Source organism: Microbacterium sp. 22195 (assembly GCF_052056515.1).
Classification (GTDB): domain Bacteria; phylum Actinomycetota; class Actinomycetes; order Actinomycetales; family Microbacteriaceae; genus Microbacterium.
This window is the reverse complement of sequence record NZ_JBQEPE010000006.1, coordinates 34,567-47,679: the sequence shown is the minus strand read 5'-3', so window position 1 is coordinate 47,679 and position 13,113 is coordinate 34,567. Positions and strand designations below refer to the sequence as shown.

Annotated in this window: 12 protein-coding genes; 2 read left to right on the top strand and 10 right to left on the bottom strand. The window is 69.7% G+C overall.

All coding sequences use genetic code 11. The features are described 5' to 3' along the window. Positions 1-140: 140 nt before the first annotated feature. From ACTJJ4_RS15875 to ACTJJ4_RS15840, 8 genes are all read right to left on the bottom strand, one after another. Positions 141-1,271 carry a hypothetical protein gene (locus tag ACTJJ4_RS15875; protein WP_440944212.1) on the bottom strand — a complete coding sequence of 377 codons (1,131 nt, stop codon included), beginning with the start codon at positions 1,269-1,271 and terminating at the stop codon, positions 141-143. Continuing rightward, positions 1,265-2,080, bottom strand: a complete 816-nt coding sequence (locus tag ACTJJ4_RS15870; RefSeq protein ID WP_440944211.1) for a hypothetical protein — start codon at positions 2,078-2,080, stop codon at positions 1,265-1,267. The genes ACTJJ4_RS15875 and ACTJJ4_RS15870 overlap by 7 nt, the downstream gene beginning before the upstream one ends. Beyond that, on the bottom strand, positions 2,077-3,207 hold the full coding sequence (locus ACTJJ4_RS15865) for a VWA domain-containing protein (RefSeq protein ID WP_440944210.1): 1,131 nt from the start codon (positions 3,205-3,207) through the stop codon (positions 2,077-2,079). The genes ACTJJ4_RS15870 and ACTJJ4_RS15865 overlap by 4 nt, the downstream gene beginning before the upstream one ends. Continuing rightward, complete coding sequence (locus ACTJJ4_RS15860; RefSeq protein ID WP_440944209.1) at positions 3,204-4,190, bottom strand: VWA domain-containing protein; 987 nt, start codon at positions 4,188-4,190, stop codon at positions 3,204-3,206. Before ACTJJ4_RS15860 ends, ACTJJ4_RS15865 begins: the two co-directional genes overlap by 4 nt. Positions 4,191-4,201: 11 nt before the next feature. Next, a complete protein-coding gene (locus tag ACTJJ4_RS15855) occupies positions 4,202-4,690 on the bottom strand; it encodes a hypothetical protein (protein WP_440944208.1) in 489 nt (162 codons plus the stop codon). Continuing rightward, positions 4,677-5,594, bottom strand: coding sequence for a DUF58 domain-containing protein (locus ACTJJ4_RS15850; RefSeq protein WP_440944207.1), 918 nt, complete (start codon positions 5,592-5,594; stop codon positions 4,677-4,679). Before ACTJJ4_RS15850 ends, ACTJJ4_RS15855 begins: the two co-directional genes overlap by 14 nt. A gap of 49 nt (positions 5,595-5,643) precedes the next feature. Beyond that, positions 5,644-6,876, bottom strand: coding sequence for an AAA family ATPase (locus ACTJJ4_RS15845; RefSeq protein WP_440944206.1), 1,233 nt, complete (start codon positions 6,874-6,876; stop codon positions 5,644-5,646). A 126-nt stretch (positions 6,877-7,002) separates the two neighbouring features. Next, positions 7,003-7,896 (bottom strand): hypothetical protein, encoded by an 894-nt coding sequence (locus tag ACTJJ4_RS15840; RefSeq protein WP_440944205.1) that lies wholly within the window; start codon positions 7,894-7,896, stop codon positions 7,003-7,005. Positions 7,897-7,974: 78 nt separating this feature from the next. Here ACTJJ4_RS15840 and ACTJJ4_RS15835 point away from each other — a divergent pair, with 78 nt between their 5' ends. Then, positions 7,975-8,997: a DUF2804 domain-containing protein gene (locus ACTJJ4_RS15835; RefSeq protein ID WP_440944204.1), complete on the top strand. Its 1,023-nt coding sequence runs from the start codon at positions 7,975-7,977 to the stop codon at positions 8,995-8,997. Positions 8,998-9,006: 9 nt separating this feature from the next. On the opposite strand, the gene ACTJJ4_RS15830 is transcribed toward ACTJJ4_RS15835, so the two are convergent. Together ACTJJ4_RS15830 and ACTJJ4_RS15825 are read right to left on the bottom strand one after the other, a co-directional pair. After that, positions 9,007-9,729 (bottom strand): Pr6Pr family membrane protein, encoded by a 723-nt coding sequence (locus tag ACTJJ4_RS15830; protein ID WP_440944203.1) that lies wholly within the window; start codon positions 9,727-9,729, stop codon positions 9,007-9,009. 84 nt (positions 9,730-9,813) lie between these two features. Continuing rightward, positions 9,814-10,752, bottom strand: a complete 939-nt coding sequence (locus ACTJJ4_RS15825) for a DMT family transporter (RefSeq protein ID WP_440944202.1) — start codon at positions 10,750-10,752, stop codon at positions 9,814-9,816. A 198-nt stretch (positions 10,753-10,950) separates the two neighbouring features. Here ACTJJ4_RS15825 and ACTJJ4_RS15820 point away from each other — a divergent pair, with 198 nt between their 5' ends. Next, a complete protein-coding gene (locus ACTJJ4_RS15820) occupies positions 10,951-13,113 on the top strand; it encodes an adenylate/guanylate cyclase domain-containing protein (protein ID WP_440944201.1) in 2,163 nt (720 codons plus the stop codon).

The window sequence follows — 13,113 nt, the reverse complement described above, 5'->3', positions numbered from 1 at the left end:
AAGTCAAGCCCCGCTGATCGACGTGATGCCGTCACATTCCGCAGTGCTTGTCCCGATCCGCTGCCGTTCAGCACGAATGCCTCCGCAGATCGGGACACCCTCCGCAGATCGGGACCCCTCGGTTCGCCGCCGCGCCGCGCTCAGAACCCGGGGTAGTCCTTCAGCTTCTGCTCGTACGCGGCGCGGTCCTTCTCCTGCAGCACCTGGCGCGCGAAGACGACCAGCTGCACGCCCTCGAGGGGCTCGCCGCTCTGCTGCTTGAAGGCCTCGCGCTGGGTGCGGAAGTCCCCGGTCTGGTCCTTCGACAGGTCGTACACGTAGGTGTAGAACCGCAGCGGATCCGGATAGGTGTCGGAGTAGTACTCCCAGGTGTGCTGGCGCTCGGGGTCGTCGGACCCGTAGAGCTTGGTGAGCATGTCGTTCGAGATGCCCATCACGCCCGGCTCGTTCAGTGCGTACAGATCCGACATGCTGTTCTCGGCGAGAACCTGGTTCACGACCCGCATCACGTCGCGCTTGCGACGGGTGTCCTGCACGGGCTGCTCGGTGGTCCACACCGTGGAGGTGTACTTCTGCAGCATCGACTCTCCGCCGTAGCCGTTGCGCTCCGGGCTCACGTCGACCTCGCCGGTCTGCACCCAGGTGAACCCGAACTGCTGCGTGAGACGCTCGCGCACCTCGGCCATGAGCTGGTCGCCCTGCGCCTGCACCTCCTCCAGCGACGGGTTGTCCAGAGCCTGCCGCTCGGGCACGCCCTTGATGCCGGGGTACGCCTCCTCGTGCTTCTGCTTGTCCGACTTCGTGCCGCCGTAGGCGTGTGTGGCCGCCGAGCGCAGAGCGCCCATCGCGCCGACCGTCGCGACGTTGAAGACCAGCGTCACCGCCAGGGCGACGACGCCCAGCGTCCGTCCGCGCGCGGTGAACAGCGCGGCGACGATCACGCCGAGCACCACGAACTGCACCACGATCATGGACGCCCCGTACAGGGCATCCGTGCCGCCGGCGCCCATCATCAGCAGCATGACCAGCACGAACAGACCCGTCGCCGTGATCGCGACCAGGCCCAGGGCGTTCACGCCCTTCTTCCCGGCCGGCGGTGACGCCGTGTAGACCACGTCGCCGGATGCTGCGTTCGAGCCAGCAGAGTTCAGACCGGCCGCGGCGTCCAGCCCGGTCGACGTGCGGCGCGCGCCGTGATAGCCGCCGGGCGGTGGCAGCGGCGGTGCGCCCTCGGCGCCGCCGGTGTACCTGCTGCGCTGCTGCTCTACCACGGCTTGTCCGTCCCGTTGCCGGAGCCCTCTTGGTCGCCGCCGGTCTGGTTCTCGCGGTCCTGGGCGCCCTCGTTGAGCTTCTTCTCGATCTCGTCGAGGTCCCCCTGCGAGGGCTGGTCCTGCGGCTGCTCGCTCTCTTCGGGCTGCGGCTGCGGGTCCTGATCCGGCTTCTGCTGCTGCTGGCTCTGCTGCTGCTTCTCCTGCTGACGCTGCTGGTTCTGATCCAGCGTGTCCTTCATGTCGCGGTTCTGGTCGGGCGACTGGTTCTGCGCCTCGTCGCTGCTGCACTCCTTCGGGGTCTCCGCCGTGATCTGCAGCGCCTCGCCGTAGAACTGCGCGGCCTTCGCGGCGTCGCCCTTCGCCTGCGCGGCGTCGCCCTGCCGCTCCACCACCAGCGACAGGTTGATCCGCACGTAGCAGACGTCCAGCCCCTGGGCGAGGGGAAGCGCGCGCTCCAGCTCGGTGCGGGCCTGGGGCAGCTTCTCGGCGCCGGCCAGCGCGGTGCCGATGTTGTACGGCGCCTTGAACTGCTCGAACCAGTTCAGGAAGTCCTGCCCGCGTGCGGCCGACTCCGACTCCGCGTATCCGCCGGTGACGAACGCGCTGATCGACTGGTGCGCGAACGCGTACATGCTCAGCAGCTTGCCGACGAACAGCAGCGCGGCGAGTGTGAGCGGCAGGGTGCCGATCGTGACCCAGCGGCGGATGCTGCGCCTGCGGCGGTTCGCGGCCAGGAGCGCCGCCGCGGCATCGGCGGGCGTCGGGTTCGCGGGGGTCTCCGCCGGAGCCTCAACTGTGAGAGCGGTCATGAGGCTCCCTCCTCTGCAGGCCCTTCGTCTCGCTTCGCTCGCTCAGGAGCCGATGAAGCACGCGGCGGGACGGATGCTCCGGTTCCTGAGCGAGGAGCGGAGCGACGAGACGAAGGGCGCGCGGGCCGATCCGCCAGCCCGCGCAGGCGGGTGACCAGCATCGTCGCGCGGGCGAGCTCGACGCCGATCAGCGCGACCAGCACGAGCGCGAGCACCCAGTACAGCTCGATCACGTTCCCCACCTCGCCGGAGGCGGCGTAGTCGGTCGTGGTGGTCGGCGCCTTCGGCAGGGCGATCTCGGCATCCGCCGTGCGGTGCTGGTACTCCACGCCCAGCTGCTCGCCGATCCGACGCAGGTTGGCCTCGTCGATCACCGACTTGGCGCGCTCACCCTGGTACTCGATGTAGTCGCCGCCCTGGCCGTTCGCGCCCGCCCGGCCGGTGGTCTTCTTCATCGGCCCGCCCTCGGCGGTGCCGTAGCCGAGCACGGCGCCGCCGTCGACGTACTTCGCGCTGCTCGCGAAGGACTCCGGATCGCTGGATGTCGTCTGCTCGCCGTCGCCGAGGTAGAAGACCATGCGGCTGCGGTCGGGCGACGACTTCGCCGCCGCCGAGAGGGTGTCGGCCAGCATCCGGTTCGCGATGCTGATCGACGAGCCCCGGGACTGGTCGGTGATCTCGGGGAGCATGACGTCGAGCGAGGACATCAGCGCGGTGGCATCCGTCGTCAGCGGCAGGCGCAGCTGCGCCGCCGCGTCGAAGCTGATCAGGGAGAACCGCGCGCCCGGGTACTCGGAGACGATCGACTGCACGTCGGCCCGCACGCCGGTCAGGCGCGGCTTGTCGCCGTCCCAGTCCTCGGCGATGATGCTGGCCGTGGTGTCGACGACGATCACGATGTCGGTGTCCGTCGCCAGGGTCTGCGAGGTGCCGCCGGGGATGCCGGGGCGCAGCAGCATGGCGAACACGACGACGATCATGCCCAGGCGCAATGCCCAGATCGGGCGGCCGGGGGTGCCCGGAGCGCCCTTCTTGGGACCCTTGATGAGGGCACGGATGACGAGCGCCGCCGGCGCTGCGAGCAGCAGCACGAGCAGGACCGGATGCAGGACGGGCTGGAGGATCACAGGCGCACCCTCCACAGCAGCACGAGGAAGCCGAGGATCGAGACCAGCGTGAGCGCGATCGCCAGGTTGGGGCTGTCCACGCGCACCACCTGCGCCTGGCCCTTCAGCGCCGTCGCCTCCTGCTTCTGGATCTCGGCGATGATGTCGCCGACCGTGGTCGTGTCGCGCAGCGCGTAGGACCTGCCGCCGGTCAGCGCCGCGGCGTTCTCCAGCTGCGCGCTGACCTCGGCATCCTTGCCCTGCACCGGGTTGAGGGCGAACACGCGCACCTTCTTCGACTTCGCGTACTGCGCGGCCTCCTCGATGGTGAGGATCGACGCGCCGGCCAGCTCGTTGTCGGTGGCGAGGATCACCGAACGGCTGCGGTCGTCCTCGGCGTGGTCGAAGCGCATGGTGCAGGCGGCGAGCCCGTCGCCGATCAGCGAGGCGCCGGGCCCGTTCAGCGTTCCCACCCAGTGCTCGGGCGTCTCGTCGTTGTAGTCGAAGCTGGTGCGGATGCGCTGCAGCTGCTCCTTCACGAACGGGTAGTCGTCGGTGAGGGGGAACACCTGCACGGGCGAGCTGTTGAAGATCGTCAGCCCGATGCGCTCGCCCTTGAAGCCCTTCAGCAACTCCTCGAACACGCTCAGCACCTCGACGTCGACGTCCGACATCGAGCCGGAGACGTCGAGGCACAGCATGATGTCACGGCTGTTGTTGATGGGCTGGATGGTCTTGGCGGCCATGGGCCGCGCGGCGACCACCCCGCCCAGCAGCACGGCGATCGCGCCGACGATGAGAATGCCCGAGAGCAGGCTCATGCGACGGCGGACGGATGCCCGGAACGACGGCAGGCTGCGCAGCCGCTCCGCGCGGGAGACCAGCGCGGCCGGTGCGCTCTCGGCGCGCTCCCGGCCGCGAAGGCCGAGCAGCACGCCCACGGCGGCGGCGACGAGCAGCACGCCGAGCGCGACGAGGATCATCCACGGTGTGTTCAGTTCCATGTCTGAACCTCTCAGTGCCAGCTTCTGACGACTTTGCGCGCCGCCTCGGCGCCGTACCGCGGATCGATCGCCGGCCCGCGCTGGAAGATGCTCGGGTAGTAGTGCCGGCGGATGGCATCGATCAGTGCCGGATCGACCCCGCGGGCGACCAGATCGTCGAGCGCGAGCACGGGGGCTTCCAGGCCGGAGTAGTCGTTCACGAAGCCTCGCACGAGCCGGCTCAGCTCGAGGTTCGCCTGCTTCGGAGGCATATTCCCGGACCGGTATGCATCTTCGATGCGCTGCACTTCGGCGAGGTACTCGGTGCGCAGCTGCGTGAGCACGTCGGCCGTCGGAGGCGTGTAGGAGGGGGCACCGTGCAGTGTGATGCTGTGCTTCGGCCGGGTGAGGAACCACAGCAGCCAGGCGGCGACACCGAGCAGAAGCAGGATGCCGATCGCGAGCAGGATCCAGCCCCAGCCGTACTGCACGGGCGGATAGAGGTCGTCAGGCGCGGGCATGCGACCTCCTGTTCAGCATCGTCAGCAGGGTCGCGACCGCGGTGTCCTGCCCGCCGAACTCGGCGTGCGTGATCTCGTGGCGGCGCAGCACCTCGTCGCGGTGCGCGGTGTCCGCCTCCTCGAGGGCTGCCAGCTCCGCCATCACCTCGGCGTCGCCGTGCACGAAGTCGGGGATGCCCCAGCCGCTGTCCACATCGCGACGGTGACCGGGAGCCGTGCGGGCGAGGCTCGGATCGACGGCGCGGTCGAACGCGCTCGCGCGCCCGCTGCCGGCGACCACGATCTCGGCATCCCGCACCGTCAGCCACAGCACGTCGTGCTGCACCTTGAGCCGGCGCAGCAGCCGGTCGGTGTCATCCGACATCGGCGTCTCATCGGTGACGATCACGACGATGGAGCGTCGCGAGATGTTGCGCGCCGTGTAGCGGAGCAGGGCGTCCCGGTCGCTCGGGGCGTCGCTGTCGTCGATGGCCTGGCGGATGGTGCGCAGGGCGTGCTCGAGCGCCCCCTCGGTGCCGCCAGGGGGCAGCCGGCGCACGCGGGCCGAGTCGCCGTAGATGATCGAGAAGTCATCGCCGTGGCGAACGGTGAGGAAGCCGAGGGCGCCGGTCAGCAGCACCACCAGATCGCGCTTGGACCGCTCGTCCTCGGCGAGGGCCTTCATGCCGCGACCGGAATCCACCAGGAACAGCACGGTGTGCATGCGCGTCGCCTTGGTGCGCTTGATGAGCGGCTCGCCCTGCTTGGCCGTGGCACGCCAGTCGATGTCGCGCACCTGATCGCCGAACTCGTACGGACGCAGGTCCTCGAAGTCGAGGCTGCGCCCGCGCAGCAGCGATGCGTATGCGCCGTCGAGCGCGTGCATCGACTTCTGCGATGAGCGGATGAAGAGCTTGCTCTTCACCTGGGTGATCAGACTGGCCAAAGCTTGGGTCCCTGAGCGTGACGAGCGGTTAGGGGGTGGGCACCGACGCGAAGATCTGGTCGATGATCTCCTCGCTGCGGATGCCCTCGGCATCCGCTTCGAAGGTGAGCAGCACGCGGTGACGCAGCACCAGGTGGCGCAGGGCGCGGATGTCCTCGGGCAGCACGTGCGTGCGGCCGTTCAGCAGCGCCAGCGCGCGGGATGCCTGCAGGAACGCGATGCTCGCGCGGGGGCTCGCACCGTACTTGATGAACCGGGCGCGCTCCTCGCCGATGTACGGCCCCGGGTTCCGCGTGACGTACGCGAGCTGCACGATGTAGTTGCGGATCGCCGGGTCGATGTAGACCCGCGAGGCGATGTCCTGCAGGTCCTGCACGTCCTCGAGCGAGATCACGCCGGGCACGTGCCGGTCGGGGTTGAGCACGCCGGAGTCGATGCGTCCGAGGATCTCGAACTCCTCGGCCGGGCTCGGGTACTCCACGATCTCCTTGAGCAGGAAGCGGTCCATCTGCGCCTCGGGCAGCTCGTAGGTGCCCTCCTGCTCGATGGGGTTCTGCGTCGCGATCACGAGGAACGGCTTCGGCAGTGCGTGGATCTCACCGCCGATGGTGGTCTGCCGCTCCTGCATCGCCTCGAGCATGGCCGACTGGGTCTTGGCGCTGGAGCGGTTGATCTCGTCGAGCAGTACGAAGTTGGCGTGCACCGGTCCCAGCACGGTGCGGAAGGTGCCGGTCGCGGCGTCGTAGATCTGGCTGCCGGTGATGTCGCTGGGCAGCAGGTCGGGGGTGCACTGGATGCGCTTGAAGCTGGCCTTCACGGTGTCGGCGAGCGTGCTGGCCGCCGTGGTCTTGGCGAGTCCGGGCACGGACTCCAGCAGGATGTGCCCGCCCGCGATCAGCGAGATGAGCAGGCTGCTGCGCAGCCGGTCCTGGCCGACCATCTTGGTGGAGTACGAGTCGGAGATGACCTTCAGGATGCGCTGCGCCCGGGCGAGCTCCTCGGGGGTCGCGTTCGCCTGGGGGGCCTGCGCTGCCGAGCCGGGGCGGTCCCCCGAAGGCACGGGGGCTCCCGAGTCCGTCGACGGGGTGGGGAGCGGCGGCCGCGGCGGGGCGGATGGACGCGTCGCGTCGACGGCATCCGCGTCCCAGTGCGCATCAGCGGAGCCCGCCGAGGCGGTCGGCGCGGATGCGATCGGCGCAGCCGGCGCGGGCGGAGGCGGGGGCGCGGACGAAGCGGCGCCGGGAACCGGGAAGTCGGTCATCTGTCATCTCCTCGTGCGTCGAGAGATCGACGACGACCGCTGATCCCCCCGGTACAGGGTAACCGGCGACGGCGACGTCGTCTGTGCGCCTGCTCCGACCGAGACCCGCATCGAGGCCCCGCCGCCTCAGATCGAGTCGCGGCGGGCCTGGATCGCGGCGCCAGCGGTGCCGTCGGAGTACGACGCGCCGATCATCGGGTTGCTCAGACCCAGCAGCGAGGCGCCGACGACGAGCGATGCGCGGCCTCCGCTGTCGAAGGTGACCGTTCCGGCGGGCAGGCCCCCGTAGGTCACGGCCGCCTTCGCCCCGGGCTGGCCGGACAGCGAGAGCGTGTAGCTCGCCAGCAGCTTGAGGCCCAGGATGTTCAGGGCGTAGTTCGGGGTGATCCCGGTGAACGCCAGCGGCTTCGGCGCCGCAGGGGGCACCGGGGCGGGCGGGGTCGGGTCCGACGGAACCGGGTTGGTCGGTATCGTCGGGCCGGGGTTCGTCGGGCCCGGATTCGCGGGGCCAGGATCGGCCGGCCCGGGGTCGGATGCACCCGGACCGGGGGCGGACGAGCCGGGGCCGGATGCCGGAGGAGCCCCGCCCGCGTCGACCGGCGCGCCCGCGGAGCCGTCAGCCGGGGCATCCGGGTCCGTCGGCGTGCTCGGGTCAGCGGCCGCGCCCGCATCCGCGGCATCCGCCTGACCTTCGTGCTCGTCGTCGGCGACGGCGGGAACGCCTCGCTCGGCGAGCAGGGAGGTCGTGCCGTGCCTGTTCGCGGCGGCATCCGCCGTGACGTTCGCGCCGACCCCGGAGGTGAGGATCCCGACGGTCGTGGCGGCCAGGCCGATCACGGCGATGAACGCGAAACCGGCGATCAGCAGGCCGCGGTGCACCGTCGCGCCCTCCTGGGGCGCGTGCGCGATCGGCGTCGCGGCGGGCAGACCCGCGGGAGCGGCGGCACGCGCATCGCGGCGGAGCGGATGGGCGGCACGGGCCCACAGCTCGGCCGTCGCCTCACTCCAGTCGTCCGTCATCGCTCACCCCCCGACCACTCCGGTCGACTTCCAGTATGCCTGCTGGCATCCTGGGATCACAGGACAGAAGGGGGCGCCGTGCCCGGGAACCGCCTCGATGAGCGCGAGCTCACCGCACCCGTCGTGCTCACCCGCCCGGACGGGACGCTGAACCCGGATGCCGTGGGATGGGCGCGCTCGCCCCTCGTGGACACCTCGGGCATCGCGCGGGACGGCATCCGCTTCGCGGGCCGCAACAAGCGCTGGGAGTACTGGGGCATCACCACCCCGACGCATGTGATCGGCATGACGGTGTCGTCCATCGACTACGCCGCCGTGCACGAGGTGTGGGTGCTCGACCGGGCCACCGAGCGCACCTGGCATCGGTCCGTCACCGCCATCCCTGCGCGTGGCGTGACCCTTCCGCCGAGCGCCGAGCAGGGCCCGAGCCGGGCCCGCGCGAAGGACCTCTCGATCGACATCGACGAGCTGCCGGAGGGCACCCGGCTGCACGCCCGCATCCCCGGCGTCGAGATCGACGTGATCGCCCAGCTGCCCGAAGGCCATGAGCGTCTGGCCGTGGTGGTGCCGTGGAGCAGCACCCGGTTCCAGTACACAGTCAAGGACGTCGCGCGGCCGGCATCGGGAACCCTCACGATCGACGGCGCGGAGCACGTGCTCCCCGAGGGCGAGTCCTGGGCCGTGCTCGACCACGGGCGCGGCCGCTGGCCGTACGACATCCGCTGGAACTGGGGAGCCGGCTCCGGCAGGTCCGGCGATCGTGTGATCGGCATCCAGGTCGGAGCGAAGTGGACCGACGGCACCGGGTCGACCGAGAACGCCTTCGTCGTCGACGGACGGCTGCACAAGATCAGCGTCGAGCTCGACTGGCAGTACGACATCGCGGACTGGCATCGCCCCTGGCGGATCACCGGCGGCGGGCTGGATGCCGTGTTCGCACCCGCCTACGACAAGCAGACGCGCACGAACCTCGGCATCCTCTCCTCCTCCACCGACCAGTGCTTCGGCGACTGGTCGGGAACTTTCCGCACCGACGACGGCGAGGTCATCGCGTTCGAGGGGATCTTCGGCTGGGCCGAAGAGGTGCACAACCGCTGGTGAGCGGGGGCCTCAGACCGTGGCCGACTCCGGCTCGGACTCGACGACGGATGCAGCGCGCTTCCGCGCGACCCACACCACGCCCGCGCCCACCGCGATGATCGCGACCGCGATGCCGACGATGTAGCCCGCCACGCCCAGATAGCCGCCCGGGGTGACGTTCGGGTTCAGGAACGGATAGGGGTACCAGTACGGGTCGCCGGTGGCGGGCGCGATGATCAGGTTCGCGCGCACCAGCGTGTAGATCGCCCACGCGATCGGGAACGCGGCGATGGTCCAGAGCGTGCCCCAGGACAGCATCCGGCGCTTCGGCGCGAACAGCACGTCGACCAGCAGGAACAGCGGGATGACGACGTGCAGCACCTCGTTCGACCAGCCCAGGGTCGAGCCCTGCGGAAGGGGGATGCCTCGCAGCAGCAGGTTGTAGACGATGCCGGTGACGATCATGTACGTCGCGACGCATGCGAGGGTCACGGCCAGCCAGCGCGGTTCCTGCGCGGCGTCGCGGCCCTTCGTCCACGCCCAGATCGCGGCGATTGCGAGGAGGACGGCGGCTCCCAGGTTGGAGAGGATGGTGAAGAAGCTGAAGAAGTTCACGGCGACCGTCGGCAGGTGCCCGCCCCACTCGGTCTTCGCGTTCACCGCGATGCTCAGCGTCAGCGCGAGCTGTCCGATGATCGCAGCGAAGCCCAGGGCGGACGCCGCGATGCGGGCCCACGGCCACCAGGTCGTCATTGCTCCTGCGGTGCGCATTGTTCCTCCGAGGCTCTCGATCCCCCGACGCTCACTGTAGCGACGGGAAGCGGAAAGACGCGGTCATCAGCTCACGCGCCGCCGCCACCTCATCCGGGTCACGAGGACGCCGAGCAGGCACAGCGCGCCGCCGAGCAGCATGAGCGGCGTCGGCACCTCGCCGAGGATCAGCCAGGAGAGCAGGATCGCGATCGCCGGGACGACGTAGGTGGTGGCGGAGGTCTGCCCGGCGGTGCTGCGCTGCAGCACGTACGCCCAGGTGGTGAAGGCGACCGCGGTGGGGAAGATGCCGAGATAGACGACCCAGAGAGTGGCGTCGAGCGGCGCGGTCTGCACGGCGTGGATCATGCTCCCGGTCCACGGCAGCAGAGCGACCGTGCCCGCGGCCGCACCGAAGAAGGTGAGCGTGGTGGAGTCCGCCCCCGCGCTGAGCAGGTGCTTCTGCAGCAGGGTGCATCCGGCGTACATGACGGCGGCGAGCAGGGCCAGCAGCAGCCCGGTGACGTCGAGACCGGCGTCCGTGTGCGAGGTCATGCCGATCAGCACCACGCCCAGGAACGCGAGCGGCGCGCCGATGATCAGCGGCTTCGGGAAGCCCTCGCGCAGGAACAGTCCGCTGAAGACGACCACCATGAGCGGGGCGAGGTTCACGACCATCGCGGCGGTGCCGGCGTCGAGCGTGCGCTCCGCGGCGTTCAGGGCGAGGTTGTAGACGCAGAACCAGCCCACGCCCCAGACGGCCACGAGGAGAAGGTGCCTGCGGGCGGGGACGCGGATGCCACGTCGCAACGCGATCACGCCGAGCGCGAGCGTGCCGACGGCCATCCGCAGCAGGGCCAGCGCGCCCGGATCGAAGTGCGGGCCCGCGCCGCGGATGCCGATGAAGGCCGACGCCCACAGCACGACAGTGACCAGCGCTGCGAGCAGGACGAGCGGCCCGTTCGGGCGCGCGGCCGGGGCCTGACCCGCGGTCTGCTCGAGCGCGGGGTCCGGAGAAGATGGCATCCTCCGATCGTCGCAGGTGCCACGGACATCGGTCGACCGCGACGGCGGCCAGGCATCGTGCGTTTCCCGCCAGTGCGTGTCGGTGACCGTTGGCGAAGCAGATATTTTCCTCGATCTTCGGACCGGTATACCGATATGTTGATGCCCAGGCGGGGATTCCATGGGGGTGGAGCCGTTCACGGAGGGTGGGAGAAGACGGTGTCGCAGGCGACCTCGGACATGACCAGGGCCAGAAGAGGGAAGCGGGCCGGACGCGGAGCTCGACCGGGGCTCAGCATCCAGTCCAAGCTGCTGATCATGCTGCTGGGGGTGAGTCTCGTCTCATCGGTCATCGTCGGCGCGATCGGATTCGTCAATGGGCGGCAGGGGCTGCACGACGCCGCGGTCGACCAGCTCATCACGATCCGCTCGATGCGTGCCGCCGAGATCACCGACGCGATCGAGCAGGTCAAGGACTCGGCGTCGCTGAACTCCCGTAACCTCAGCGCACAGACGCTCTCGCGTGAGCTGAACGCCGCGTTCGACGAGCTCCAGCAGCGCGAACTCAGCCCCGAGCAGAGCGAACGGCTCGAGAAGTACTACGCCGACACGTTCATCCCGGAGCTCGAGAAGCGGGCATCCGAGGAGTACGGCGACTCGGCCTTCATCCCCGAGTCGAACGCAGGGCGGTACCTGCAGGCGCAGTACACGGTGCGCAACGAGGACTTCGACGCCGACTACGACGAACTGCTGCAGTTCAACGACGCGGGTGACGGCACGGCGTACTCGGCGGCCGCCGAACGCTATGGCGACTACTTCACGCGGCTCATCACGCGCGCCGGGTACGAGGATGCCCTGCTGCTGAACCTCGAGGGCGACGTGGTGTTCTCCGCCTACAAGGGAGTCGATCTCGGCACGAACCTCAACACCGGCCCGTACCGCGACACGGCGTTCGCGCAGACCTATCGCGACACGATCGCGACGAACTCGGTCGACTCGGTTGGCATGACCGATTTCGAACGCTGGATCCCCTCGATGAACGTGCCCAGCATCTGGGTCGTCTCGCCGGTGGGCAACGAGTCGCGCATCACCGGGGCCATCGCGTTCCAGGTGCCGCTGAGTCAGATCAACGACGTCATGACGGGCAGGGAGGGGTGGAAGCAGCAGGGGCTCGGCGACACCGGCGAGGTCTACCTGGTCGGTCGCGACGACACCATGCGCAGCACATCGCGACGTCTCGTCGAGGATCCGAAGGACTACGTCGAACGCCTCATCGCGGGCGGTATCGCTCCGACCGTCGCCAAGCGCATCGGCGAGGTGAAGGGGACGGTGCTGCTGCAACCCGTGGACACGTTCGCCGTCGCCCAGGCGCAGGCCGGCAGGAGCGGGACCGTCATCGGGCGCGACTACATCGGCGGCGACAGCGTCACCGCCTATGCGCCGCTCGACGTCGAAGGGCTCGACTGGGTGATCATCGCGCGGATCGACAGTGCCGAGGCCTTCGCCCCGGTCGCCGAGTTCACCCGCAACGTGCTGCTTTCGCTGCTGGGCATCCTGCTGGGGGTCTCGCTGCTGTCCCTGCTTCTCGCGCAGGTCTTCACCCGTCCCATCCACCGACTGGTCGGCGCTGTGCACCGCGTCGCCGAGGGCGACCTCGACGTGCAGGTCCCTCAGGGCTCACGGGACGAGTTCGGCGATCTGGGGAGCGCCTTCAACGACATGGCGTCCAGCCTGCGGGTCAAACAGCAGCTGATCGACGAGCAGCGCGCGGAGAACGACAAGCTGCTGCACACGCTGATGCCCGAGCGCGTCGCCGCGCGCTACCGCCAGGGCGACGAGGCGATCAGCGAGGCGCACGAGAACGTCGCCGTGGTGTACGCCGAGCTGGTGGGCTTCGACGACCATGCCGCGGGCCTCGGGCCTGAGGAGGAGATCAGCCGGCTCAACGCGCTCATGCGCGGATTCGACGAGGCGGCGGAGAAGGCCGGGGTCGAGAAGGTGCGCACACTGCACGGCGGCTACCTGGCCTCCTCTGGTCTGGCCGTACCCCGGGTGGACAGCGTGCGTCGCAGCGTCGAGTTCGCGACCGGTCTGCTCGGCGTGATAGAGCGCTTCAACGCGCAGTACGGCGCCTCGATCGCGCTGCGCGCCGGGATCGACTCCGGGACGGTGACCAGCGGTCTGGTCGCGCGCACGAGTCTCGCGTACGACCTGTGGGGCGATGCGGTGAGTCTCGCCTACCGGGTGCGCTCCGTCAGCGGGGAGCCGGGAGTGTACGTCAGCCAGACCGTCTACGACCGCACTCGTGAGCTCGTCGAATACGTGCAGGCGGGCACGGTCGAGGCCGATGGCAGAACCGAGACCGTCTGGAAGGTGGCCTGA

Coding starts and splice junctions, on each gene's coding strand:
- ACTJJ4_RS15870 (WP_440944211.1), bottom strand. CDS start 2,080: ATGACCGCTCTCACAGTTGAGGCTCCGGCGGAGACCCCCGCGAACCCG.
- ACTJJ4_RS15860 (WP_440944209.1), bottom strand. CDS start 4,190: ATGGAACTGAACACACCGTGGATGATCCTCGTCGCGCTCGGCGTGCTG.
- ACTJJ4_RS15855 (WP_440944208.1), bottom strand. CDS start 4,690: ATGCCCGCGCCTGACGACCTCTATCCGCCCGTGCAGTACGGCTGGGGC.
- ACTJJ4_RS15845 (WP_440944206.1), bottom strand. CDS start 6,876: ATGACCGACTTCCCGGTTCCCGGCGCCGCTTCGTCCGCGCCCCCGCCT.
- ACTJJ4_RS15840 (WP_440944205.1), bottom strand. CDS start 7,896: ATGACGGACGACTGGAGTGAGGCGACGGCCGAGCTGTGGGCCCGTGCC.
- ACTJJ4_RS15830 (WP_440944203.1), bottom strand. CDS start 9,729: ATGACGACCTGGTGGCCGTGGGCCCGCATCGCGGCGTCCGCCCTGGGC.
- ACTJJ4_RS15825 (WP_440944202.1), bottom strand. CDS start 10,752: ATGCCATCTTCTCCGGACCCCGCGCTCGAGCAGACCGCGGGTCAGGCC.